This window comes from Pseudomonas pergaminensis, from assembly GCF_024112395.2.
Classification (GTDB): Bacteria; Pseudomonadota; Gammaproteobacteria; order Pseudomonadales; family Pseudomonadaceae; genus Aquipseudomonas; species Aquipseudomonas pergaminensis.
In genome coordinates this window covers 4406507-4431350 of the sequence record NZ_CP078013.2, presented here as the reverse complement: position 1 = coordinate 4431350, position 24844 = coordinate 4406507, and the positions used below count along the sequence as shown (strand labels likewise).

Genomic DNA, 24844 nt, shown 5'->3' with positions numbered 1-24844 from the left:
GCGTGCCGATGGACCGATTTCATGAAATGCAGGTGTTCCTGGCGGTGGCCGAGGAGGAGGGCTTCGCCGCCGCCGCGCGTCGCCTGAAAACCTCGCCACCCAGTGTGACGCGGGCCATCGCCGCCATGGAGGAACGCATCGGCACTCAGCTGCTGGCGCGCACCACCCGCAGCCTGCACTTGACCGAAGCCGGCCAGCGTTACCTGGAAGATTGTCGGCGCATCCTGGCCGAGCTCGATGAGGCCGAGGAAGCGGCGGCAGGCAGTTATTCCATTCCTTGTGGTCACCTGACCGTGACTGCGCCGGTACTGTTCGGCGAGCTGTATGTGGCGCCGGTGCTGGGGGAATACCTGGACCGGTTCCCGTTGGTGAACATCAACGCCTTGCTGGTCGACCGCGTGGTCAACATGACCGACGAGGGGGTGGATGTGGCGGTGCGAATCGGCCATCTGCACGAGCCGGGGCAGCAGGCGATCAAGGTCGGTGAGGTGCGCCGGGTGGTGTGTGCGTCGCCGGCCTATCTCGACCAACATGGCCGGCCTGGGCATCCGTCGCAATTGCGCGAGGCCAAGATTGCCACGTCGTCGTCCAGCCAGTTGGTGAGTGGCTGGGAGTTCGTCGACGGCGGCCAAACGTTGACCGTGTCCATCGAGCCGCGCCTGGTCGTCACGGCAAACAACGCCGCCATCAACCTGGCGCGCTTGGGCTGGGGCATGACGCGGGTGTTGTCCTATCAGGTCGCCACAGCGGTGGCGGCGGGGGAGCTGGAGATTGTCCTTGAAGACTATGAGGCGGCGCCGCTGCCGATCCAGGTGGTGTTTCAGAAAAGCAGCCGGGTGCCGGCCAAGATCAACACCTTTGTCGACTTCCTTACCCATCGCCTGGGCCAGGACGCTGCCCTGAACCCGGCGATGAAACGGCGCAGCTGATGGAGCGTTATCGCGATATGCAGTTGTTCGCCGCGCTGGCCGGGCAGCCGAGCCTGGCGTCGGCGGCGCGTGACGCACAGGTCTCCGGCCCGACCCTGGTACGCGCGATCGCCCGCCTGGAGGCGCGTTTGCGCGTGCCGTTGCTGGCGCGCAGCACGCGTGGCGTGAGCCTTACCGACGCCGGCAGCGCCTACCTGGCGGACTGCGTGCGCCTGCTCGCTGCGGTGGACGCCGCTGAAGCCTCGGCCAAGGGGCTGCATGTGCAGGCCCAGGGCAATCTGCGGGTGTTTTTGCCGTTCCTGTTCTGCCGTTATGTGATGGCGCCGGTCCTGGCCGACTACTTGGACCGCTATCCCGAGGTGAACCTGGTCGTCAGCTACCACGACTATTACCCAAACCTGCACGAAGAAGGGCTCGACGTCGCTATCCTCGTCGGTGAACTGCCCGACTCGTCATTGATCGCCCGGCCGCTGGGGCAGGTGCGGCATATCGTCTGTGCCAGCCCTGCCTATCTGGCTGTTCACGGCGAGCCCCAACACCCGAACGATCTCAAGCAGCACCGGCTGATCGCCAGCGCCGATCAGGTGCATTGGGATTTCCAGGGCTATCAACTCAAGGCCCGTGCCCGTCTGGGCTGCGCCACGGTACAGGGTGCGATCAATGCGGCGGTGCAGGGCGCGGGGTTGATTCGCTGCTTGAGTTATCCGGTGCACGAACACCTGCTGAGCGGGCAACTGCATCGCGTATTGCCCGATTTTGAGCTGCCGCCACTGCCAGTGCAGGTGGTGTACCGCGAAGGTCGCAACGCACCGATGCGCGTGCGCAGCTTTGTCGACCACTGCGTAGTGGCGCTGCGCGAACACCCGGCATTTCAGCTGGCGTAATAGTGGATTGCCTGGCGTGGTGATTCTCACGCCGACTGGCAGGGCGCAGCATCGACACATCCAACCTGAGGTGCTTGCCATGAACCTGAACGAACAATCTCCCTGGCATGCCGGCGAACGGCACATACAAGAGGCGGTGGGCGTGGCCGACCGCATGGCCGTGGTCGGGCCGAAGGTAATACGCGATCACCTGCCGGAACAGCACCGGGATTTCTACCCCTTGTTGCCTTACCTGATACTGGGTGCGGTGGACGAGCGTGGCATCCCTTGGGCGACTATGATCGAAGGCGCCCCCGGTTTCGCCCACTCGCCGGACCCACAGACCCTGCAGATCGACAGCCTGCCGTCCGCGACCGACCCGGCCCGCAACGCCTTGCAAGAGGGGGCAGCTGTCGGCCTGTTGGGCATCGACCTCAACACCCGGCGTCGCAATCGCATGAACGGCCGTGTGGGTGCACTCGATCACGATGGCTTTTCGGTCGACGTGGTACACACCTTCGGCAATTGCCCCAAGTACATCCAACTGCGCCCGGTCGATGGCATTGCTCGTAAACCTGGCACGGCGGTCGAGCGCTTCAACGACCTGGACGCTGCCGCCCAGACCCTGATCCGCAACGCCGATACGCTGTTCGTCGCCAGCTACGTCGAGGTGGACGCTCAACGCTCGGTGGACGTTTCTCATAGAGGTGGCAACACGGGTTTTGTGCGGGTCGAGGGCAACGTACTGACCATCCCCGACTTTGCCGGTAACCTGTTTTTTGCCACCCTGGGCAACCTGCAAGCCAACCCGGTGGCCGGGCTGTTGTTCATCGACTTTGAATCGGGGGATGTGCTGCAAGTGGCCGGGCGTACCACGTTGATCCTCGACGGCCCGGAGGTGGCGCTGTTCGAGGGGGCGCAACGGCTGTGGACGGTGACGGTGGAACAGGTGGTGCGCCGCCCGGCGGCGTTGGCGTTGCGGTGGCAGTTCGCGGAGTTTTCGCCGTTTAGTCTGGCGATGGGGAGTTGGTAAGCGACGACGCCCAAGTGTGGGAGCTGGCTTGCCTGCGATAGCGGAGTGTCAGGTGGCGTTGCTGTGACTGATACGTTGGCGTTGCGGTGGCAGTTCGCGGAGTTTTCGCCGTTTAGTCTGGCGATGGGGAGTTGGTAAGCGATGACGCCCAAGTGTGGGAGCTGGCTTGCCTGCGATAGCATAGTGTCAGGTGGCGTTGCTGTGACTGATACACCGCTATCGCGGGCAAGCCCGGCTCCCACAGGGGAATGCGTTGTCTGATGGAGTTACGTGTTTGATCAGGCCACCGGGCATTCCCGGTTCAGCGCCTCATCGACCAACAACTTCGCTACCACACGAAGTAAGGAGGCGACTGTACACGGGGTGGTAGACCGCTCATAGAAGCCCGGCAGGCCGAAGCCTCCCATGCACAGCCGCCACAAAGCAGCCCGCACAAAAAAACGCCCTTGAGCGTTTTGGGGTCTATGAAAGAACTGGGCTACCACACCCATTCGCTGAATTTGCAGCGACCCGCGAAGGTTAGGGGCGAGGTTCATCGGACGCAACCCGAAAGTTATGTAAGAACAGTCCGGTGATTGCTGAGCATGCATGGGTTGAAATGTTGCCAGATATTGAATCACCGGATTGCCCCCACCCAATGGGTTAGCCTTGTTTTCCTACAGACAACAAGGAAGCGTCATGCAGCGAAAAGTCATCAATCCCGCAACGGTATTCAACTCCCTGCAATACGGCTTCAGCCAGGCCCTTGAAGTCCCGCAAGGCCGGCGCATCCTGCTCTCCGGCCAGGTGGGCGTGGATGCAGACGAGCGCACCGTCGGCCCTGGCATTGCCGAGCAAACCGCCACTGCGTTGGACAATATCGAAAAGGTCCTGGCCGAGGTCGAGGGCGATCTCTCCCATGTGATCATGCTGCGGCTGTATATCGTCGAGTCCGCCCGTGACCAGCAGGAGCCGATCGCGCAGGCGCTGCGCGAGCGCTTCCCGCACAACCCGCCGCCGTCTTCGTGGATTATCGTCAGCGGGTTGTCGTTGCCGCAGTGGTTGATCGAGATCGAGGCGGAGGCGGTGATTCCTCAGGGTTAAACGCGACAACCCCGCCCGCGTCCGCAAGGGCTTCTCTCCACGCGCCGCCCAGCGCGGTATACAACTTCACCTCGGCCACCAACTGCGCCAGGCGGTCGACGATCAGCGCCTGCTGCGAGCTGAACAGTGCACGCTGGGCATCCAGGAACGTGAGGTTGCTGTCGACGCCGCTGCGGTAGCGGTGTTCGGCCAGGTTGTAGTACTGCTGGTTGGCCGCGACAAAATCCCGTTGCGCTTGCAGCTGGTCGACAAAGGTCTGCCGTGCCGCCAGGCCGTCGGCGACTTCCTGGAAGGCGGTCTGGATGGATTTTTCGTACTGCGCCACGCTGATGTCTTTTTGCAGCTTGGCGTAGTCGAGGCTCGCGCGCAGGCTGCCGGCATTGAAGATCGGCAGGTTGATCTGCGGCTGGAAGGTCCAACTGCCCGAACCGCCCTTGAACAGCCCCGACAGTTCGGTGCTGGCGCTGCCGGCGTTGGCGGTGAGGCTCACGGACGGGAAAAACGCCGCACGCGCTGCGCCGATGTTGGCGTTGGCGGCGCGCAGTTGGTATTCGGCCTGGAGGATGTCCGGGCGCCGTTGCAGCAAGTCCGAGGGCAGGCCGGCGGGCACGCGTGCCACCAGGTCGTCAGCCAGTGGCCGCGACGGCAAGTGTTCATCCACCGCGCCGCCCACCAGCAGGGCGAGGTTGTTGAGGTCCTGGGCCACTTGGCGCTCATAGCGGGCCACGCTGGCGCGGGTGCTTTCGACGCTCGTACGGGCTTGCACCACATCCAGCGCCGAGGCTTTGCCAGCGGTTTTGCTGCGACTGGTAAGGCGCAGGCTATGCTCGTTGGCGTCCAGGGTCTGGTGGGCCAGGGCCAGCAGTTCCTGGTCGGCGCGCCAGGTCAGGTAGGCATTGGCAACGTTCGCCACCAGGCTCAGCTGTGCGCTGCGCCGCGCCTCTTCGGTGCCCAGGTAGGTGAGCATGGCCTGTTCGCTGAGGCTGCGGATGCGGCCGAACAAATCCAGTTCGTAGGCACTGAGCCCCAGGGTCGCCGAGTAGCTGGAGGTAATCGCCGGCTTGCCCGTGCCGGTCACATCCCCCGGCAAACGCCGACGTTGGCCGGCCCCGGTGGCGGACACCGCCGGGAACAGGTCCGCCCGCTGGATACGGTACTGCGCCTGGAACGCCTCGACGTTCAGCGCCGCCACCCGTAGGTCTCGGTTATTGACCAGGGCATCGCCAATCAAGCGTTGCAGCGCCGGGTCACGGAACAGGTGTTGCCAGTCCGACGTACCGGACTGCGCCAATGCGTACACACCTGCCTGGGGATACTGCGTCGGCACGGGGGCCGGGGGTCTTTGATAGTCCGGGATCAGCGAGCAACCGCCGAGCATCCATGCCATCGCGAATGTGCTCAATTTATGCATCAGGCGCCAATCATCCATTTGGCCAAGCCATGCCGACCACTGACGCCTAACTTGGCGGCGGCGCGCTTGAGGTAGGTTTCGATGGAGCTGTTTTTCACGCTGAGCTTTTCGGCCATTTGCGGCACGGTGCCGCCGGTCAGCAGGCCAAGGCACACCTCTTGCTCGCGTGCCGACAGGGTGATGTCGCCCAGGGACAGGCGCTTGTAGAACTCACGCTGCAATTGGGATTGCTCCAGCAAGGTGTGGGCCGGTTCGACCTCGGTGTGCGGCGCCTGGCGCAGGCCCTGGGCGTGGCACTCGATCAGCGGCAGCAGGGTGTCCGACAGGCACTTGAGAAACGACAGCTCGGCCAGTGAAAACCCGCGATGGTTGGGCGGCCGATAAAACGAAATCACGCACCGCCGGTTGCCCTGGCGCGACACCAGGTTGCACTGGTGCGAGGTGCCGCGCGGGTACAGGCTCTTGGCCTTGGCCTTGAGCTGGATCAGCAGCGGGTCCTGCATGCCGAGCATGTCCCGCAGCAGCGGATGGTCTTCCATGGAGTTCAGGGGCAGGGGCGGCGGCAGGTCCTGCTTCTCGCCGGCACTGCCCAACAGCTTGATATCGAGCACGCGGTTGCGCAGCTCGTCGAGGGTCCATTCGCTCAGGTCCACCAGGTGGATCGGCACCCACTTGTCCACCAGGTGCAGCATGTGGGCGGCGAAGTCCGATTGGCCACTGCTGGCAATCAACTCGCCCATTTCGGCATAGAAATTCGGGCTTTGCGGGTCGGCATTATTGCGGGTCACACTCATAGCCATCTCATCCTTGATGTCGAACACCGTCAACAGTCTCTCTGGGCTCTCTGCGGGGGGCGATCCGTGCTCACGCACCCGAGGCGGTAGTCGAGCGTTTATTTAGCCAGCGGATTCGTCCTACGTATGTAGCGGAAACGAGGGACACAACGTGCCATAAAAACCACGTCATTAATTCGACGTTTCTGAAAGACATTTCCGACCAATTAAATCCTTGAGAAGTTTCCGTATTTGCTTAACCTGATGATAAATAACGAAAAAATTTTATCTAAAGAGAAGGCAATGCACCTTGGCATCGGCAAGATATAGCCAATGTCCTACACCGCTTTAATCGTTTCAGCAATGAACCCTCAGCCAAGCCTGATCCTACCCTTTGGATGTCCGGGTTTCGGGTGACAGACAGCCCCCCACCCCCATGCTCCAATCCGGCACATTCGTCGTAATGGGCGCCCCTGCGCGGCCAGTGCCTGACCTCCATGAGAAGGATCTTATGAAGCATTCCTCCAGCTTCCCCCTCACCGCCGCCCAACAGGACATCTGGCTCGACCAACTGCGTGTGGGCGACTCGCCGCTGTACAACATCGGCGGCTATGTGGATTTCGCCGGCGCCATCGATGCCGACCTGATGCAGCGCGCCCTTGAAGGACTGGTGGCCAAGCACGACGCCTTGCGCACGCAACTGCACAGCGATGCCGACGGTTTGCCCCGGCAGACCTTTGCCGCCACGTTGGCCGTGGAGCTGGCGCTGCATGATGTGTCCGCAGCACCCGACCCTCAGGCCGCGAGCCAGGCGCTGATGCAAACGCAAATGGCCTTGCCCTTTGTGATGAGGGGCGCGCCGCTGTTCCGCTTCTTCCTGGTCAAGCTCGGTGCCCATCACTACCGCCTCGGCACCCAGGCCCACCACTTGATTCTCGATGGCTGGGGCTTCGGCCAGATGCTGCAGTCGCTGGCCCGGCTGTACACCGACCTGGGACACGGCCGCCAATCGGAGCCATTGGCGCCGTCCTACATCGACTTCATCGACGCGGATGCTCACTACCACGCCTCGGCCCGCTATGCCCGCGACCGCGCCTATTGGCTGGACAAATACCAGCAACTGCCGGAACCACTGCTGACGCCACGGCACGCCGCCAAGGCCTCGAGCAATACCCTGCTACAAGCGTTCCCGGTCGCGCTGCTCAATCGCATGGAACACGTGGCCAACCGTTACCAGGCATCGGCGTTTCATGTGCTGCTGGCGGCGATGCATGTGTATTTCACCCGCACCGCCCAGCGCCAGGAATGGGTCGTGGGGCTGCCGATTCTCAACCGTTCCAACGCGCGCTTTCGTTCCACCGTCGGGCTGTTTACCCAGGTCAGCGCGGTGCGCCTGCAGTTCGATGAGCAGTTGCCGTTCAGCGCCTTGGTGCGCGGGGTGCGCGACCAGCTCAAGCAGGATTTCCGCCACCAGCGGTTCCCCCTGAGTGAGATGAACCGGGCGCTGGGCCTGCGCCGCAGCGATCGCGGCCAGCTGTTCGACCTGTCGGTGTCCTACGAGCAGGACTACCATGAACTGCGCTACGGCACGACCGAGGCCCGTGCGATCAAGGTGTCCAACCACCATGAGCCGTTGCCGCTGGCCATCCACCTGCGCAGCAACCGCTATCAGGACACCGCGTACCTGCATTGCGTCTACAACGAAGCCTACTTCCAGCACGACGAAGTGCTTGCGCTGACGCAGCGCTTCACCTGGCTGCTGGAGCAGGGGCTGGAAGACACCACGCTGAAAATCCGCGACTTTTCGTTGGTAACGCCCGCCGAACAAGCCCAGTTGCACCAATGGAATGCCACCGCCCAACCCAACGCGCACCCGCAAACCCTGCACGCGCGCATCGAAGCCCAGGCCGAGCGCACGCCAGACGCGGTGGCGGCGGTGTACCAGGGCCGGCAATTGACTTACGCGCAACTCAACCAGCAAGCCAACGCCCTGGCGCATCAACTGCTGGAGCGTGGTGTACAGCCGGACGACCGCGTGGTGATCCTGGCGCGGCGCGGGCTGGACACGCTGGTGGGCTTGCTGGCGATTCTCAAGTCCGGCGCCTGCTACGTGCCCGTGGACCCGGCCCATCCCGCCGAACGCCTCAACTACTTGCTGCAGGACAGCGAGCCGGTGGTGTTGCTGACCCAGCACGACCTGTTGCAGCGCCTGCCGCCGCTGAATGTGCCGGTGATCCAGCTCGACCGTCCGACCTTCCACCTGGGCACCAACCCCCGTGTCGCGGTGAGCCCCTCCAACCTCGCCTACGTGATCTACACCTCCGGCTCCACCGGCTTGCCCAAGGGGGTGATGGTCGAGCATCACAGCGTGTCGAACCTGGTGGACTGGCATTGCCAGGCCTTCGACCTGCGCGCCGGCAGCCACACGGCCAGTGTCGCCGGTTTTGGGTTTGACGCGATGGCCTGGGAAGTCTGGCCGGCGCTGTGCGTGGGCGCCACGCTGCACCTGCCGCCCGCCCATGACGGCGCTGAAGACATCGACGCGCTGCTCGGTTGGTGGCAGGCGCAGCCGTTGGACCTGTGCTTCCTGCCCACGCCGGTGGCCGAATACGCGTTTAGCCAGGGCCTGCAACACCCGACCCTGCGCACGCTGCTGATCGGCGGCGACCGCCTGCGTTCGTTCCCCCAGGCGCAGTCCTTTGCGGTGATCAATAACTATGGCCCCACCGAAGCCACGGTGGTCGCCACCTCTGGCCGCATGCACGTGGGCGAGCCGCTGCATATCGGCGCGCCCATCGCCAATGCCTGTGTGCACGTCCTGGACGCGCAGCAACGGCCGGTGCCCATCGGGGTGGCGGGGGAGTTGTACGTGGGTGGCCAAGGCGTGGCGCGCGGCTATCTGAATCGCCCCGACCTCAGTGCCGAGCGTTTTCTGGACGACCCCTTCAGCGATGGCCGTCTGTACCGCACCGGCGACCTGGTGCGCTGGCTGCCGCAAGGTCACCTTGAATACCTGGGCCGCAATGACGACCAGGTCAAAATCCGTGGCGTGCGCATCGAGCTCGGTGAAATCGAATCCGCCCTGGCCACCCACCCGCAGATCCAGGAAGCCGTGGTGCAGGCACGCGAGGGGCAATTGCTGGCCTGGTTTGTCCCGCGCGAAGCCGTGCAGATCGAGACCCTGCGCAGCCACCTGCAAGCCTCGTTGCCCGACTACATGCTGCCGGCCGCCTACATGCAACTCGACGCCTTGCCCCTGACCGCCAACGGCAAACTCGACCGCAGGGCGCTGCCGGCACCGACCCAGGACGCCTTCGTCACTCGCGTTTTTGAAGCGCCGCACGCCGGGGTGGAAACCTTATTGGCATCGATATGGACCGAGCTGTTGCACGTGCAGCAGGTGGGGCGACACGACCACTTCTTCGAACTCGGCGGGCATTCGCTCCTGGCGGTGCAACTGGTGCAGCGCATGCGCCAGGTCGGGCTGCGCGCCGATGTGCAGGTACTGTTTGGCCAGCCGACCCTGGCGGCCTTGGCGGCGGCGAGTGAATACACTGAGGCCGACGAGACGAACCTGGCCGAACCGGACCCCGCCATCCGTGACCTCATCGCTACCAGCATCCCGGGTGGCGCGGCCAATGTGCAGGACATCTACCCGCTGGCGCCGTTGCAGGAAGGCTTGCTCTACCACCACCTCACCGACGAGCACGATCCCTACCAGCAACAGGCGCAGTTCAGTTTTGCCCGGCGCGAGCAGTTGGACGCGTTTGCCCAGGCCCTGCAACAGGTGATCGATCGCCACGACATCCTGCGCACCAGCCTGGTGTGGGAGGGCTTGGAGCAACCGATGCAGGTGGTGTGGCGCCAGGCGCCGTTGCGCGTCGAACCGCTGCGCGAAGGCCCTGCGCCGCTGGATTTGCGCCGGGCGCCGCTGATGGCCCTGGACTATGCCGAAGAGCCTTCACACCCGCGCTGGGTCGCCCGGTTGCGCTTTCATCACTTGGTCAACGACGCCACGTCGACCACGATCCTGATGCAGGAAATCCGCGCCCACCTGCTCGGCCAACAGGCGCAACTGCCTGCGCCGGTGCCGTATCGCAATGTGGTGGTGCAAGCCCGTTCGCCAGCGCGACAGGCCGGGCATGAGGCGTTTTTCCGTGAGCAGTTGGGGGATGTGGATGAGCCGACCCTGGCGTTCGGCCTGCAGGAGCGCCAGGCGGATCGCGCCCACACCGACGAAGCCGAACGTGTATTGAGCGACAGCCTCAACCAGCGTCTGCGTGCGCAGGCTCGTGGGGCCGGCGTGAGCGCCGCCAGCCTGTTCCACCTGGCCTGGGCCCATGTGCTTGGCCGTGTCGCGGGGCGCGATGATGTGGTGTTCGGCACCGTGCTGCTCGGCCGTTTGCAAGCGGGCGAGGGCGCCGACCGGGCCTTGGGCATGTTCATCAACACCCTGCCGCTGCGGGTGCGGCTGGCGGGGCGAACGGTGGCCGATGCGCTCGTTGACACCCACACCCGGCTCAGCGCCTTGCTCGCCCATGAACAAGCTTCCCTTGCGCTGGCCCAACGCTGCAGCAGCGCGTCGCCTTTGTTCAACAGCCTGCTCAACTACCGGCACACCGACGCCGAGCGCGACCTGACCCTGGTACCGGGCATTGCCTTGCTCAGCAGCGAAGACATCCTCAGCTACCCGCTGATGCTGACCGTGGACGACATCGCCAGCGGTTTTCGCCTCAAGGCCAAGGCCCCGCGCCAGGTCGGCGCCGAGCGTCTGCTGGACTACCTCGAAACCGCGTTGGTGAACTTGGCGGACGCGCTGGAACACAGGCCGCAAAGCCCCTTGCGTGACGTGCAGGTACTGCCCGCCAGCGAACTGAACACCCTGCTGGTGGACTATAACGCCACGGCCACGGACTACCCCGAGCACCTCACCGTGCAGGCGTTGTTCGAAGCCCACGCGCGGCAAATCCCGCATGCCGTGGCCGTGCAGGCCGGCGAGCGGCAACTGACTTACCGCGAACTCAACGAACGCGCCAACCAACTGGCCTTCCACCTGCGTGAACGCGGTGTGCAACCGGACACCCGCGTCGCGCTGTGCGTCGAACGCGGGCTGGACCTGGTGGTGGGCCTGCTGGCCATCCTCAAGGCGGGCGGCGCCTATGTGCCGCTCGACCCTGGCTACCCGCGCGAGCGCCTGGCCTACATGCTTCAGGACAGCCAACCGGTCGCGTTGCTGGTGCACGCCGCCACCCGCGACGTGCCGGGTGAGGTGTCGATCCCGGTGATCGACTTCGACCACTGCGCCTGGAGCCAGGCACCCAGCGGCAACCCGCTTGTGCCCGGTTTGAGCGTCGCCAACCTGGCCTACGTTATGTACACCTCGGGCTCCACCGGTACGCCCAAAGGCGTGATGATCGAGCATCGCGGGCTCGGCAACCTGATGCACTGGGGTTCCCGGCTTTGCCCCAATGCCGAAGGCGGCGCGCTGTTGCAGCGGGCGCCGTTCAGCTTCGATGGGTCGGTGTGGGAGCTGTTCTGGCCGCTCACCCATGGCATGCGCTTGGTCCTGGCGCGGCCCGATGGTCATCGCGAGCCTGCCTACCTGGCGCAGGTGATTCGCGAGCAGCAGATCACGGTGATCAAGTTTGTGCCGGCGATGTTGCAGCAATTCCTTGAGCTGGAGGCGTCGGCGCTGTGCACCAGCCTCACCGATGTGTTGTGTGGCGGCGGCGAACTCACCGAAGCCCTGGCCCGTGGCGTGCAAGCGCGCTTGCCCAAGGTGCGCTTGCATAATGTCTATGGCCCCACCGAAGCCACGGTGGACAGCAGCGCCTGGACCCTGGAGCCTGGCGCGCCGGTGCCGGCCCTGCAATTGCCGATTGGCCGGGCGATCAACAACACGCGCTTGTATGTGTTGGATGAACAGGATGCGCCGGTGCCGATGGGCGTGAGCGGTCAGTTGCACATCGGTGGGGTCGGCGTGGCGCGGGGTTACCTGGGGCTGCAGCAGATGACCGCCGAGCGTTTTATCGACAGCCCGTTCGTGGCCGGAGATCGCCTGTATCGCACTGGCGACCTGGTGCGTTACCTGCCTGACGGCAATCTGGAGTTCCTCGGGCGTAACGACTTCCAGGTCAAACTGCGCGGTGTGCGCCTGGAACTGGGGGAGATCGAGTCAAGGCTGCTGATGCATCCGGCGTTGCGTGAAGTGGCGGTGTTGATTCGCGATGAACGCCTGGTGGCGTACTTCACCGCGCGTGCCGAGGCGCCGAGCCCGGATGCGTTGCGCGCCCATGTGCTGGAGCAATTGCCGGAATACATGGTGCCGGCGGCGTTTGTGCAACTCGACGAATTACCGCTCAACCCAGCGGGCAAACTCGACCGCAAGGCCTTGCCGGAGCCGGGGTTGGGGGCGGTGGTGAGCCGAGCCTATGCCGCGCCGGTCGGAGCCGTGGAGAGCTTGATGGCCGGGATCTGGGCTGAGGTGCTGAAGTTGGAGCGGGTGGGGCGACACGATCATTTCTTTGAGCTGGGGGGGCATTCGTTGTTGGCGGTGAACCTGGTGGCGCGGATGCGCAAGGCGGGGGTGGAGGTGGATGCGCGGGCGTTGTTCAGTCATCCGACGGTGGCGCAACTGGCTGGGTGTGTGTTGACGCAGGTGCAGCGGGTGGAGGTGCCTCAGGCGGCTATTCCGCAGTTGGGGCGGCGGCGGCGGATTTGAAGTGAGAGGGGCGGCTGCAATTGGCACCGCCCCCCTTTTTTCAAGGGATGATGTGAACATCCTTCAGGTCATAAGTGCCCGACATCCGGAACTCATTTTGCGGCGCCCCATCCTGAACCATTCGGCAATTGGTGAAAGTGCCATAAATATGCTCCTGCCCAGATGTGCGATCAGAGGTGAGGGTGAGTTCTCCTTCCCTTGCATAATAACTGACGATGAGACCGTTTTTAACAAGAGCGTAAGTCACCGTTACGTCTCCAAAGTATGTAACTTGATGAGTGCCATCGGGGACCGAATCTGAAATGGCCAATACAACGGCTTGATAGTTGGCGTCAGGCTGCTCACCTACTCTCCTGCCAATCCATCTGGTTTCGAAAAGCTCGTCGCCGAGATGTTTCTCGAAATCCAAGCGTTTTTCTGGTGGCAGTGGGAATGGAGCACCATCCAGACTTACGGTGAATGTACCCGTTGCTTTGCTGTTGCCGGGCTCGTTGTGATGAATGAGGTCGTTCAAGTGTGCCTGAGACATGATGAGCGCTTCCTTTGGGTGGGTGTGCTCCAATTATTTCAAGTTTCAGACGTGTGTAAACTGTGAATGTTGACAGGTATAAAAAACAAGTATCCATGTGTTTGGGTTATATGGAGCTGTTGGTTTTGATGAGCCCAACTATCTTGCAGGTGATTAAGACGATTGTTCTTCCCTGCGGCGCATGACTGTTTGTTCGACTCGTTTTCGGGCTATTGCCGCTCGCGCCACGCAGTCCAAGGCTACCTATACGCTCACCAAACACACTGCCAACACGCCCGCTGCATAGTCATCCTTTGCATTTCTCAGCGCTTGTCCGACCTGCAACGGGTGACCAACCGCGCCATCGTCCTGTACACGGGCAGACGGAACAGCGACCTCAACAGCCGGAACTTGGCGAGTGCGCAGCGCAAAAGCCGGATCAATCCGGATACTTGATTGCGGGCGTATGGCGCAGCGAGCGATGCCCACTGCGAAGAGCCCCAAGGGCACATCGCATTCATTCGCGAGGCAGAAAAACTCAAGGAGGTACTCTGCACCATACACACCACCTGCGGGTGTGCTGAAAGCACTACGCGAGTTTGGCCGTCTCTGTACACACATCCTCGGTGATGTAGTCATTACACGGGTGAGCGACGCCGGTATTAGCGTAGCGCGGACGACAAACATTAAGAACTAACCAGTGCCGTTTGTCGTTTTTTTTTTTTTTGTTCGCGTCTGTAGGGCTAAGTTCTGTTTTGCAAAAGACACCTGCGTGGGTATTAGTTGATTCTATTAGTTCGATAATTTGTAAGTTATTAAATTCACAGGGTTTGATTTTTTGAAGTGTGATGGGTGATAGCTTTGACGTTTTTGGCAATTGTTGATCTTCTGAATTGTGTGAGTGAACTTTCCTAAAGTTGATAGTTATATTTCCTGTATGAAGATTTTATTGTTGTTGCGATATTCTCCTGCTGGACTAGATTTGGTGTTGTTGCTTGACGGTGAGCAACCTAATTTAATGCGCGCATGAGGCTAATGAATATAACCATGCCTAACTATGAAATCCTGAACTTTGAGGCGGAGAGTCTTTTAATTTCCGACGTCGGGGTTTCGAAAATTCATTCACAGTCGTTGATAAGAGCCCTTCGGCAACTAAAACTGTCGAAGCTGATGAAGAAAGTCGAGCTGGATGAGGTGTTGGCGGAAAACGGATTAAATCATAATGATGCTTTTGCATTTTTAGAAAGAGCAATTCCCCTGAGATCTTGAGCATTTCTCACCTTTCTCCTTAGAGTTTTCAGATGTAGAGAAATTGATGCGCTCATTACTATCAAGGAATCTGGACTCTTGCAAAAGGGGATACCCGAGCGGTGGCGCACTGTACCCGGTTGAAAGCTCTAGGCTAGAAGTTATGGTCCCGTTTCCGTGAGGTGAATGATGGGTTTTTATTTCGTGTCAAGGCCGGCTTTGCTAGCGGCGCTATTTATAAAATAACAACTCAGAGAACCTGTTGCATTATTTTGGACAGTGGTATCTCCAGTGGTTACCTATTATTTGCTTACCTACGCGCGTGCGCCATTGAGTAGTGAGGCCGTGGATTACCTTTCGAAGACTTCATGGTTTTACGCCTTTGTTTCCTCAAATGTTGCACTGTTCGGGTTTGCCTTTTACATAGTTGGTCGAAGGGAAAGTGGTTTTCTTCGGTATTTTGTTTACACGAAACGTACGATGGTTGTTTTTTTGATTGGGCAGTTTTATGCATATTCAGTTGTTTCAATATTGTATTGCTCCGTATTTTATATACTCACTCGAATTTTTTCAGGGGAGTTTGATGTCGCGGAGTATCTTGTGATCGTAGGGCGATTTTATGTTTGCTTTCTTCTTTTTTCTATACCCGCGCTGTTGCTGACGCTTGTCCCATTAGGCTTTCAAAATACGAACACCTTCTTTTCAATTTTGTCCCTTACGATGTTGGCTCTCGAGATCATCAGTAGGGGGCCAGTCAGTCCCGCCTTAGCTATTGTCGGTTTTTTTAACCCGATGTGGTGGGCGAATAAGATTATGTTGGACGGTGTGGTTGAATGCGGTTTGGTTTTCTGGGTTGTTGCCATTTCGCTTGTGTTTTTGTTTTTAGTGATGTGTCGTTATTTATTAATTAATCCTGTTTGGAGTCGTTATTGATGGCAAGGCTTCTCGTAGACTCTCTTGACGTCAGATATGGAACTCATATCGTGTTTCATAAGGCTTCTCTGACAGTCACCGCCGGCTCCATATCAGGCCTTCTTGGCCCAAACGGCTCCGGCAAAACCACCTTTTTTGATGTGCTGTGCGGCCTGAAGAAAAGAGAGGGTGGTGAAATAAACAGCGCCTTTTCCAAGCTGCTGTACCTGTCACAGATCATCAGCACACCCCCTGTATTTCGCATGTTCGACATCTTCAAAATGACCATGCTGTTTTGCTCCGACACCAGGGTCACCCAACAACATGCACTCGACAAAATCGAAAAATGGAGCCCCGGCATCGCAGAGCGTTACTGCGAGATCTGGAACAAAAAATCCGCACTCTGCAGCTATGGGGAAAAGCGTTGGTTTTTTACGTTGTCCCTGCTCTGCGCCAACGCGGACCTGGTGATACTGGATGAACCCACGGCGGGTGTGGATCCAGAGTTTCGTTATCACATCTGGCGTTGTCTGGAGGGGGCGGCGGCAGAGGGTGTCGCGGTGTTGGTTTCATCACACAACGTCGATGAAATCGTCGCGCATTGCGATGACTTTTACATGCTGAGCCAAAGGCGATTCAACCGTTTCACTGATGCGCAAGGCTTCATGGGCGCCTACGACGCCCAAAGCCTGGATGAGGCATTTATCCATGCCGCCAGCCTGCCAAAAGGATAAGACCGCTTCTATTCAGGCAAGGGAACGAACGCCACGTTGCCGTCCTGCCGTTTTTGAAACAAACGCTCGCCATTGTCCGGCTGGGTGGTGATGACCTGGTGATCCGCGCCCAGGTACGCCAACGGCGTCGGATCATCCTTGGAATACTGCGCGACGATGATCGTGCGCTGCGGGTCGAAGGCCTTGACGCTGGTTTTCTGCAGCCAGGCCATGAACGCCGCGCTGTCGCCCTGGCGCGGGAAGTCCTGGGTCTCGGCCACGTAGTAGAAAGGCTTGCCACTGTTTTGCAGGTACATCGGCACCTTGTTGTCCACTTCCACCAGCACCATTTGCCACTCATCCCAAGGCGCGCTTTTGACCGCTTCGGTACGCACATCCTCGGCCAGGCGGGTGACGCCGCCATTGCCGTAGCTCCATGGATAGGCCACGCCAATGACCAGCAGCATCAACACCGCGGCGCAGGCGAACCCTTTGTACCAGCGCGGGCGGCTGGCGGGCCTGGCTTGCAGGCGTTCGCTGAGCCACCAGGCGCCGAGCAACTGGGCGAAGGGCACCAGTGGCAACACGTAGTAGCTGCGCCGGCTGCCACTGGCGGTGAAGAACATAAACAACAGGCCCAGGCCCCACACCAGCCATCGCACGTTGGGCGGGGCCTGGCGCCAGTGCCGCAGCGCCAGCCGCAGGCCGAGCAGCCAGCACGGCAGCCACGGCAGGGTGTAGGCGGGCAGGTAGATCAGGTAGGTGTGGATCGGCCCCATGTGGTCGAAGTGGTCGAAGAATCGCACCACGTTTTCGCGGAATACCAGGGCCAGGCCGCTTTGCCCCTAGGTCGGCGCACCGTAGACATGCGACAGCACGAACGGCACGGCATACACCGCGGCGGCGATCAGCAGGGCGAGCACCAGGCGCAGGTTGAGATGCTGCTTGTAGCGCTGCTCGCCGAGCAGGTGCGGCAGCAGGACCAGGCCTGGCAGCACAAAGCCGATCAAGCCCTTGAACAGCGAGTTCACGGCGAGCAACAGGAAAAACAAGGTATAGCGACCCAGCCGGGTGTCCTTTGGTCCACGCCAGTACCACCAGACCGCGGCCAGCACGCCACACACCGTCAGCACATCCGCCGTGGCCACCCGCGCCCAGAACAGAAAGTAGAAGGTGGTGGCGAGCATCCAGCCGGCGATCAGCCCGGTGCCTTTGCGCATCAGTTGCTCACCGAGCAGGTAGACCAGCCACACGCTCAGCCAGGCGCCGATCACCGAGGGCAAGCGCAGTGACCACGGCCCGAGGCCACCCATCAGGTGGGCCGTGGCGGTGATCAGCCAATAGGAAGGCAGGGGCTTGTCGTAATAGGGCGCGCCCTTGAGGTAGGGGTCGAAGTAATTTCCGCTCTGCAGCATCTGCAAGGCGATGTTCGCCCAGCGGGTCTCCGGGCCCCACAGGTCGCGTGCGCCGAGGCCGGTGAGCAGCAGCAGCGCGGTGACGCCCAGCAATAGCAGCAGGGCGCCGCGTTCGCTCTTCCACAACGTCGTCATCAGGGCAGGCTCGGGTAGATGATCAGTTCGAGATAACCCTTGTAATAACGTTTGCCGCCGGGCGGCAATTGCCCCGCCTCGCGCATTTCACTGGTGCTGTTGACCCGCATCAGCACGCCCACCGAGCCACGCTGGCGGGCGGCCTTGAGCCAGGCCTGGACCGCTTCCAATTCCACTTTGCGATGTGCCGAACCCGCGTATTGCAAGCCATAGCGCAGCTCGCCCTCGGTGTCATACAGCGCCACGTCCGGGCGATTCAGGCGCCAGGCCAGGGCGCTGGCACTCTCCAATTCATTGCTCAGCAGCGCTTGAGTCTGCTGCAGTTCTTCCAAGTGTTCGAGCACAAACTGGTCGGGCATTTCGTTGTCCGCGATCCAGGCGGGCATGCTCGCCGGCAGCAATATCACCAGCAGGCCGATGCCCAGGGCGGGCATGGCCCACAGCGTCAACGGCCGGAACGCTTGCAGCAGGTTGGCGAGGATCCACACCAGCAACACGATAAAGGCCAGGGACAGGCTGAACATCTCGGCGTGGCTGTTGCTGTACAACGGCCGGGCGATTTGCAGGTAGATCAGGCCGATCATGGCGGCCATGCCGATCACGAAGTTGAGCAGGCCATTGAGGCAGATCGTGCGGGCTTTGTGCCGGTTGATCAGGTCCGTCAGGGTGTGCCCCATCAATAGCGCGAGGGGCAGCAGGCACGGCATGATGTAGGTCGGCAACTTGCCGTTGCTCAGGCTGAAGAAGCCCAGCGGCAGCAGCAGCCACAGGGCCAGGAAGGCGATGGCCGGCTGGCGCTTTTGCTGCCAGGTTGTGCGTAGGGTGCTGGGCAACAGCCCTGCCCAGGGCAGGCATGACACAGCAATGATTGGCAGGAAGAACCACCACGGCCGCACATGTTGCGCGTTGTCGGCGCTGAAGCGGCGAATGTGTTCATTCCAGAAAAAGAAGCGCCAGAAGTCTGGTTCTTGGAGGTGGATCGCCAGTGCCCACGGCAGGCACACCAAAACCGCTACCAGTATCGCCAACGGGCCGTAGCGCAGCAGTTCGCCCAGGCGGCGTTGCCAGAGCATGTAGGGCAGGGCAATCAGCACCGGCAGCACCCAGGCCAGGAAACCCTTGGTCAAGAAACCCAACGCACAGGCCAACCCCACCACGGCCCAGGCCCACAAGCGGCCGCGTTGGGTGGTGCTGTCGAGGGCAAACCACAGGGCCACCAGGCTCAGGTTGACCCATAGGGTGAAAAGCGGGTCCAGGTTGGAATAGCCAGCTTGGCCAGCCACCAGGCCGAAGCTCAGGTAGAGCAGGGCGCAGGCGAAGCTTTTGCGCGGGTCATTCCACAGGCGACGGGCGATCAGGTAGGCGAGCAGCACGCTCAGGCCGGTGGTCAGCGCCGAGGCGATGCGTACACCGAACAGGTTCTGGCCAAACACCGCCTGGCCGAGGGCGATCAACCAGTAGCCGCCGGCAGGCTTTTCAAAATAGCGGATCCCCATGAAGTGCGGCGCGATCCAGTTGCCGCTCTGGAGCATTTCCTGGCTGATCTGCGCGTAGCGGGTCTCGTCGGGTATCCACAGGCCGTGCAGGCCCAGGGGCAGCAGGTAGAACGCGACAAAGGCCAGCAGTAAGACCGGCAGCGGTTTTAATCGAGTCATGCAAACGTCGCTCCCTGACGTTTAGTGGAAGAAGTTTGAACTAATAAAGTCGTGGAAGAAAAAGTCACAACGGTCACTGAGTTGCAGGAAATATTCATGACGTCCTTAGTTAAAAGGCGCAACTAAACATGCCAGAGCAGGCCTGTCTTTTTGCTGAACAAACAGACAGGAAAGTGATTAGAGTTGTTTTAACGCGGCGGGCCAATCCGGGTTGTTGACGATGCCCAGGGTCTTGAATTTACCGTGGGGCAATACCTGCACGAACAGCGCGCTGCCGTACTGGGGGAAGGCGGCGTGGGGGAAGCCCAGGCTGTTTTCGAAGTCGGCTATGCAGCCGCTGTGGGTGACGAACACCAGGTTGCGTCCGGGGGTTTTGTGGCTGAGCAATTCCTCACCCATGGCCGCGCCGCAGACGGCTTGCTGGCCGGAGGTCAACTCGTTTTTGCCGAACATGAAGCGCAGGGTCTGGGCGGTGCGGATGGCGGGGCTGGCCAGTACGTCGCTGCCCTCCATGCCCAATGTTTTAAAGGCTTTGCCGAGGATCTCGGCCTGCTGGCTGCCGTGGATCGTCAGGCCTTCCACCGGGCCCAGGCATGGGTTGGTCGAGCGGTCGCAACGCTCTTCGTGGCGCACCAGCACGATCAAATCGCCGTCGCGCCAGAGGGGCAGCACGTGGGAGGTCAGCAGGCGGTTGCCGATGCCCAGGTCCTTGGGTGAAGCGTGCCAGAGCAGGCTGGCGGCGAGCAGCAACGCCACCACCAGCATTCCCAGCCACAGCCGTTGCAGGCGCTTGATAAAGGCCCATCGCGAGCGCGGTTTGGTCAGGGTAAGGTCAACCACTTCATTCACCATGGGCAGTGTTGGCAATCTTGTATTAATTAGGCGCAACGGGTTGGCGAATGCCGCAGTGATGCTGGAGGCTGTCACACGGCGGCTGTCTTTTCGCTGAACATGTTGCGGTTAAAAAGTTGTCAGGCGAGGCAACTAACAAGTTGCCGACGAATGACCCATGGCGGGTAATTTAAAGAGGCGTGGGTGGGCAGCCGGTGAAATCCATGTGAAAAATTTGCGTGGCGTGGAGCGCCAGCCGTTATTCTCGATTGCCGCCCATCAAACGAGTGTTGTCATGTTGCAGGTGCAAGGTGTGTTCAAAAGCTATGCCACCCCCCAGGGGCCATTGGCGGTGTTGGCCGGTGTGGACCTGCACCTGGCCGAGCGCAGCAGCCTGGCGCTGATGGGCGAGTCGGGCAGCGGCAAGAGCACCTTGCTGCACCTGGTGGCCGGACTCGACCGGCTGGATGGCGGCAGCATCCAGGTGGGCGAGCAGCGCCTCGACCACCTCAGCGAAGCGCAACTGGCCCATTGGCGGCGCACCGAAATCGGCCTGGTGTTCCAGCAGTTCAACCTCATTGGCAGTCTGCGGGTCGAGGACAACCTGGCGTTCCAGGCACGCCTGGCCGGGCGGTTTGACCCGCAGTGGCAGGCGCAACTGGTTGAACGCCTGGGGCTGGGGGATTTGCTCAAGCGTTACCCGGAACAGCTCTCCGGCGGCCAGCAGCAACGGGTGGCGGTGGGGCGCGCATTGGCGTCACGGCCAGGCCTTTTGTTGGCTGATGAACCCACCGGCAACCTTGACGAAGCCACCAGCGACGAGGTGCTGCAACTGCTGCTGGACTTGCTGCGTGACAGCCCCACCAGTCTGCTGATGGTCACTCACAGCCCGCGCATCGCTGCCCGCCTGGACCAGCAGGTGGTGCTGCATCGCGGCCGTGTTGTGCCTGCGGGCGCGGCCTGACATGGCGGTGTTTCATTGGACCCTGCGCGCGTTGCTGAGCCACTGGCGGCGGCATCCCGTGCAATTTTTCAGCGTGCTCACCGGCCTGTGGCTGGCCACTGCGCTGCTGGTCGGCGTGCAAGCCCTCAACAGCCAGGCGCGTGACAGCTATGCCCGCGCCAGCCAACTGATCGGCGGCGAACCCCAAGCCAGCCTCAGTACGCCGGACGGGGCCAGTGTCGACCAAGCCGTCTTTGCCCAATTGCGGCGTGCCGGGTGGCCGGTGTCGCCGGTGGTGCAGGGCCGCGTACAGCTCACGGGGCAGGCAGACGTGCGCCTGCAACTGATGGGCATCGACCCGGTGTCGTTGCCCGGCAGCGGTGCGGTGGCGGGGCAGCGTTTGAGCCAGGCGCAGATGCTGGCGTTTTTCGAGCCGCCGGGGCGTACCTGGATCGCGCCGCAAACCCTGCAGGCTTTGGGCCTGCACGAAGGTCAGCAACCGACCACCCTGAGTGGTCACACACTGCCGCCGCTGCAAGCCCAAGCAGATATGGCCCCCGGCCTGTTGCTCACCGATATCGGTTTTGCCCAGCCGCTGCTGGAGATGTCGGGGCGCCTGTCGCACCTGCTGGTGGACAAGGCGTTCGCCGCCGCCCAGCCCATACCGCCCACCGGGCTGCAACTCAAGCAGGGCGAGGACAATAACCTCGCGCGCCTCACCGAGAGCTTTCACCTGAACCTTGATGCGCTGGGTTTCCTGTCCTTTGTGGTCGGGCTGTTTATCGTGCACGCCGCCATCGGCCTGGCCCTGGAGCAACGGCGTGGACTGCTGCGTACCCTGCGGGCGTGTGGCGTCAGTGTGCGGATGTTGATCGCCAGCCTCAGCGTGGAACTGGGCGTGCTCTCATTGCTGGGCGGCGTGTTGGGTGTGGCCAGCGGTTACCTGTTGGCCAGCCTGTTGCTGCCGGATGTGGCCGCCAGCCTGCGCGGGTTATATGGCGCCGAGGTGCCGGGGCAGTTGAGCCTCAGCCCCTGGTGGTGGGGCGCGGGGTTGGGCTTGAGCCTGCTCGGCGCTTTGCTGGCCGGCGCCAGCAGCCTGTGGCGGGCGGCGCGCTTGCCTTTGCTGGCGCTGGCCAACGCCCAGGCGTGGCATGAAGCCCATGGACGCTGGTTGCGTCGCCAGGGTTGGGTGACCAGTGCGGCGCTGCTGACCGCGCTGCTGGCACTGTGGTTGGGCAACAGCCTGGCTGCCGGCTTTGTGCTGATGGCGGCGTTGCTGCTCGGCGCCGCCCTGGGGTTGCCGGTGGTGCTCAATGGCCTGCTCAAGGCGGTGTTGGGGCGCAGCCATTCGGTGCTCGGCCAATGGTTCCTGGCAGATTGCCGCCAGCAATTGCCAGCCTTGAGCCTGGCCCTGATGGCGCTGTTGTTGGCCCTGGCGGCGAACATCGGTGCGGGGTCGATGACCTCGGGGTTTCGTCACACCTTCAACAACTGGCTGGAGCAACGCCTCACCGCCGAGTTGTATCTCAGCCCACAAACCCCGGCCCAGGCGCAGCAACTCGGCACCTGGCTGGCGCGGCAACCGTTGGTGCAAACCGTGCTGCCCACCTGGCAGGTCGCCGTGCAGGTGCAAGGCTGGCCGGCGGACCTGTTTGGCGTGGTCGACGACCCGACCTATCGTCAGCACTGGCCGCTGCTGGAGGCGTCCCCTGAACCGTGGGACCAGTTGCAGCAAGGCGACACCCTGATGCTCAGCGAACAACTGGCGCGCCGGCTCGACGTGAGGCTGGGCGATAGCGTGAGCATTCCCACGCCCCAAGGTGTGTGGGCGCCGAAAGTGGTGGGGGTCTACGCCGACTACGGCAACCCCAAGGGCCATGTGCTGGTCAATGCCCAACACCTGCTGGCGCACTGGCCGACGCTGTCACCGGCGCGTTTCAACCTGCGGGTCGCGCCGGCGGATGTGGCCCCGCTGGTGCGCGAGGTGCAACGCGCCTTTGCCCTGGACGACAGCCGTATCGTCGATCAGCAACAACTCAAGGGCTGGTCGAGCCAGGTGTTCGAGCGCACCTTCGCCGCCACCGCCGCCTTGAACAGTCTGACCCTGGGCGTAGCCGGTGTGGCGCTGTTTATCAGCCTGTTGACCCAGAGCCAAAGCCGGCTCGGCCAACTCGCGCCACTGTGGGCATTGGGTGTCACGCGTCGACAGTTGATGCTGCTCAACCTCGGCCAGACCTGGCTGCTGGCGGTGCTCACACTGATCCTGGCGTTGCCCCTCGGCCTGCTGCTGGCCTGGTGCCTGGATGCGGTGATCAATGTGCAGGCGTTTGGCTGGCGCCTGCCGCTGCAGGTGTTCCCATGGCAACTCGCGCAATTGCTCGGGCTGGCGATGCTGGCGACCTTGCTGGCGTCGGCCTGGCCGTTGTGGCAGTTGTACCGCAGCCGTCCTGCGGATTTGTTGAGGACGTTTGCCAATGAAGATTAAGTACCTGCTGTGGACGTGCTTGTTATTGGCCGCATGCGACAAAGTCCCCGCGCCACAGGAGAGCTTCGCCGGCCTGGGCAGTGACGCGGCAGACTTTGCCCAAGTGGTGCCTGGCAAGGTGTTCAGCTTCCCCGAGGACCATGGCCCCCACGCCAGCTTTCGGATCGAGTGGTGGTACGTCACTGCCAATCTCAAGGATGAACACGGCAACGTATTCGGCGTGCAATGGACGCTGTTTCGCAATGCCCTCAAGGCCGGGCCCACGCAGGCGGGCTGGCACGACTCGACGATCTGGCTGGGCCACGCCGCCGTGACGTCCGCCACCCACCACTACGCCGCCGAACGTTATGCGCGCGGTGGCGTCGGCCAGGCCGGGGCCCAGGCGGTGCCGTTCAACGCCTGGATCGACGACTGGAATTTCGCCACCCGCCCCGGCGCCAACAGCAGCCTGGCGGACATGCAACTCAAGGCCAGCGGCGCCCAGTTCGCCTACGACCTGCACCTGACCTCCAGCCGTCCACTGGTGCTGCAAGGCGACAATGGCTACAGCCGCAAATCCGACCAGGGCCAGGCGTCGTACTACTACAGCCAGCCGTTTTTCAGCGCCAGTGGCAGCGTCAGCATCGATGGCAAGGTGTATCAAGTCACCGGCCCGGCCTGGCTCGACCGCGAGTGGAGCAGCCAACCGCTGACCGCCAGCCAGACTGGCTGGGACTGGTTTTCCCTGCACCTGGACCGGGGCGAACAGTTGATGCTGTTCCGGGTGCGGCAAACCGACGGCGCGTCCTACTTGACCGGCACCTGGATTGATCGCGAGGGCCAGACCCAGACCCTGCACAACGCGGATATCCAACTGACGCCGCTGGAAACGACGGCCATTGAAGGGCGCAAGATCCCCACTCGCTGGTCGCTGAAAGTCCCCGGCAAGCAGCTGGATATCACCACGCAAGCTGTCAACCCGAATGCCTGGATGAACCTGGGTATCCCGTACTGGGAAGGTCCGGTGCAGTTCGAGGGTGGGGTGGGTTACCTGGAAATGACCGGGTATTAGGGTTGTTTCTGTAGGTCGTATTTCTTCGCTGCGTAGGCAGCTTCCCAAATGTAAATTGCCCCCCCTGGACGTGTGTCCGGGGCGTAGGCGCTTGCTTATATTTCGACGCCATCTTCATCGCATCAGGGATGTGAA

16 protein-coding genes and 1 pseudogene are annotated in these 24844 nt (G+C 61.9%); 11 read left to right on the top strand and 6 right to left on the bottom strand.

Annotation, left to right across the window (positions count from 1 at the left end):
- Positions 1-8 precede the first annotated feature (8 nt).
- The 4 genes from KUA23_RS19930 (at position 9) to KUA23_RS19915 (ending at position 3908) form a co-directional block, all read left to right on the top strand.
- The gene (locus tag KUA23_RS19930; RefSeq protein WP_252992713.1) at positions 9-929 is read left to right on the top strand and encodes a LysR family transcriptional regulator; all 921 of its coding nucleotides are present in this window, start codon (positions 9-11) and stop codon (positions 927-929) included.
- Complete coding sequence (locus tag KUA23_RS19925) at positions 929-1813, top strand: LysR family transcriptional regulator (protein ID WP_252992712.1); 885 nt, start codon at positions 929-931, stop codon at positions 1811-1813. The genes KUA23_RS19930 and KUA23_RS19925 overlap by 1 nt, the downstream gene beginning before the upstream one ends.
- A gap of 79 nt (positions 1814-1892) precedes the next feature.
- Entirely contained in the window at positions 1893-2825 is a 933-nt protein-coding gene (locus KUA23_RS19920; RefSeq protein WP_252992711.1) for a pyridoxamine 5'-phosphate oxidase family protein, read from the top strand.
- Between the two features lie 678 nt (positions 2826-3503).
- Entirely contained in the window at positions 3504-3908 is a 405-nt protein-coding gene (locus tag KUA23_RS19915; RefSeq protein WP_099492991.1) for a RidA family protein, read from the top strand.
- Here KUA23_RS19915 and KUA23_RS19910 read toward each other — a convergent pair.
- Both KUA23_RS19910 and KUA23_RS19905 read right to left on the bottom strand, forming a co-directional pair.
- Positions 3841-5319, bottom strand: a complete 1479-nt coding sequence (locus tag KUA23_RS19910; protein WP_252994297.1) for an efflux transporter outer membrane subunit — start codon at positions 5317-5319, stop codon at positions 3841-3843. The genes KUA23_RS19915 and KUA23_RS19910 overlap by 68 nt on opposite strands.
- Entirely contained in the window at positions 5319-6113 is a 795-nt protein-coding gene (locus tag KUA23_RS19905) for a helix-turn-helix transcriptional regulator (protein ID WP_078050964.1), read from the bottom strand. The genes KUA23_RS19910 and KUA23_RS19905 overlap by 1 nt, the downstream gene beginning before the upstream one ends.
- Before the next feature lie 490 nt (positions 6114-6603).
- Here KUA23_RS19905 and KUA23_RS19900 point away from each other — a divergent pair, with 490 nt between their 5' ends.
- Complete coding sequence (locus KUA23_RS19900) at positions 6604-12813, top strand: non-ribosomal peptide synthetase (protein ID WP_252992710.1); 6210 nt, start codon at positions 6604-6606, stop codon at positions 12811-12813.
- A gap of 40 nt (positions 12814-12853) precedes the next feature.
- Here the strand turns inward: KUA23_RS19900 and KUA23_RS19895 are convergent, their stop codons facing one another.
- Positions 12854-13342, bottom strand: a complete 489-nt coding sequence (locus tag KUA23_RS19895) for a hypothetical protein (protein ID WP_252992709.1) — start codon at positions 13340-13342, stop codon at positions 12854-12856.
- A 1026-nt stretch (positions 13343-14368) separates the two neighbouring features.
- Here KUA23_RS19895 and KUA23_RS19890 point away from each other — a divergent pair.
- The 3 genes from KUA23_RS19890 (at position 14369) to KUA23_RS19880 (ending at position 16215) form a co-directional block, all read left to right on the top strand.
- Complete coding sequence (locus tag KUA23_RS19890) at positions 14369-14590, top strand: hypothetical protein (RefSeq protein WP_252992708.1); 222 nt, start codon at positions 14369-14371, stop codon at positions 14588-14590.
- Positions 14591-14848: 258 nt separating this feature from the next.
- The gene (locus KUA23_RS19885) at positions 14849-15502 is read left to right on the top strand and encodes an ABC transporter permease (RefSeq protein ID WP_252992707.1); all 654 of its coding nucleotides are present in this window, start codon (positions 14849-14851) and stop codon (positions 15500-15502) included.
- A complete protein-coding gene (locus KUA23_RS19880) occupies positions 15502-16215 on the top strand; it encodes an AAA family ATPase (RefSeq protein WP_078049345.1) in 714 nt (237 codons plus the stop codon). The genes KUA23_RS19885 and KUA23_RS19880 overlap by 1 nt, the downstream gene beginning before the upstream one ends.
- A gap of 8 nt (positions 16216-16223) precedes the next feature.
- Here KUA23_RS19880 and KUA23_RS19875 read toward each other — a convergent pair.
- From KUA23_RS19875 to pmrG, 3 genes and pseudogenes are all read right to left on the bottom strand, one after another.
- Positions 16224-17744: pseudogene (locus KUA23_RS19875) on the bottom strand (ArnT family glycosyltransferase).
- Positions 17744-19399, bottom strand: a complete 1656-nt coding sequence (arnT, locus tag KUA23_RS19870; protein WP_078049344.1) for a lipid IV(A) 4-amino-4-deoxy-L-arabinosyltransferase — start codon at positions 19397-19399, stop codon at positions 17744-17746. The pseudogene KUA23_RS19875 and the gene arnT overlap by 1 nt, the downstream one beginning before the upstream one ends.
- Positions 19400-19576: 177 nt before the next feature.
- Positions 19577-20251 (bottom strand): lipopolysaccharide core heptose(II)-phosphate phosphatase PmrG, encoded by a 675-nt coding sequence (gene pmrG / locus KUA23_RS19865; RefSeq protein ID WP_078049343.1) that lies wholly within the window; start codon positions 20249-20251, stop codon positions 19577-19579.
- A 274-nt stretch (positions 20252-20525) separates the two neighbouring features.
- Between pmrG and KUA23_RS19860 the strand changes: the two genes are divergently transcribed.
- The 3 genes from KUA23_RS19860 to KUA23_RS19850 are packed head-to-tail and all read left to right on the top strand — an operon-like array spanning position 20526 to position 24709.
- Complete coding sequence (locus KUA23_RS19860; protein ID WP_099492986.1) at positions 20526-21194, top strand: ABC transporter ATP-binding protein; 669 nt, start codon at positions 20526-20528, stop codon at positions 21192-21194.
- 1 nt (position 21195) lies between these two features.
- Positions 21196-23658 carry an ABC transporter permease gene (locus tag KUA23_RS19855; RefSeq protein WP_252992706.1) on the top strand — a complete coding sequence of 821 codons (2463 nt, stop codon included), beginning with the start codon at positions 21196-21198 and terminating at the stop codon, positions 23656-23658.
- Complete coding sequence (locus KUA23_RS19850; protein ID WP_252992705.1) at positions 23648-24709, top strand: lipocalin-like domain-containing protein; 1062 nt, start codon at positions 23648-23650, stop codon at positions 24707-24709. Before KUA23_RS19855 ends, KUA23_RS19850 begins: the two co-directional genes overlap by 11 nt.
- Positions 24710-24844: the final 135 nt, after the last annotated feature.

What these genes read in the sequence shown, in the direction of transcription:
- KUA23_RS19930 (WP_252992713.1), top strand. Translation starts at nt 9, where the DNA reads ATGGACCGATTTCATGAAATGCAGGTGTTCCTGGCGGTGGCCGAGGAG.
- KUA23_RS19925 (WP_252992712.1), top strand. Translation starts at nt 929, where the DNA reads ATGGAGCGTTATCGCGATATGCAGTTGTTCGCCGCGCTGGCCGGGCAG.
- KUA23_RS19920 (WP_252992711.1), top strand. Translation starts at nt 1,893, where the DNA reads ATGAACCTGAACGAACAATCTCCCTGGCATGCCGGCGAACGGCACATA.
- KUA23_RS19915 (WP_099492991.1), top strand. Translation starts at nt 3,504, where the DNA reads ATGCAGCGAAAAGTCATCAATCCCGCAACGGTATTCAACTCCCTGCAA.
- KUA23_RS19910 (WP_252994297.1), bottom strand. Translation starts at nt 5,319, where the DNA reads ATGCATAAATTGAGCACATTCGCGATGGCATGGATGCTCGGCGGTTGC.
- KUA23_RS19905 (WP_078050964.1), bottom strand. Translation starts at nt 6,113, where the DNA reads ATGAGTGTGACCCGCAATAATGCCGACCCGCAAAGCCCGAATTTCTAT.
- KUA23_RS19900 (WP_252992710.1), top strand. Translation starts at nt 6,604, where the DNA reads ATGAAGCATTCCTCCAGCTTCCCCCTCACCGCCGCCCAACAGGACATC.
- KUA23_RS19895 (WP_252992709.1), bottom strand. Translation starts at nt 13,342, where the DNA reads ATGTCTCAGGCACACTTGAACGACCTCATTCATCACAACGAGCCCGGC.
- KUA23_RS19890 (WP_252992708.1), top strand. Translation starts at nt 14,369, where the DNA reads ATGCCTAACTATGAAATCCTGAACTTTGAGGCGGAGAGTCTTTTAATT.
- KUA23_RS19880 (WP_078049345.1), top strand. Translation starts at nt 15,502, where the DNA reads ATGGCAAGGCTTCTCGTAGACTCTCTTGACGTCAGATATGGAACTCAT.
- arnT (WP_078049344.1), bottom strand. Translation starts at nt 19,399, where the DNA reads ATGACTCGATTAAAACCGCTGCCGGTCTTACTGCTGGCCTTTGTCGCG.
- pmrG (WP_078049343.1), bottom strand. Translation starts at nt 20,251, where the DNA reads ATGGTGAATGAAGTGGTTGACCTTACCCTGACCAAACCGCGCTCGCGA.
- KUA23_RS19860 (WP_099492986.1), top strand. Translation starts at nt 20,526, where the DNA reads ATGTTGCAGGTGCAAGGTGTGTTCAAAAGCTATGCCACCCCCCAGGGG.
- KUA23_RS19855 (WP_252992706.1), top strand. Translation starts at nt 21,196, where the DNA reads ATGGCGGTGTTTCATTGGACCCTGCGCGCGTTGCTGAGCCACTGGCGG.
- KUA23_RS19850 (WP_252992705.1), top strand. Translation starts at nt 23,648, where the DNA reads ATGAAGATTAAGTACCTGCTGTGGACGTGCTTGTTATTGGCCGCATGC.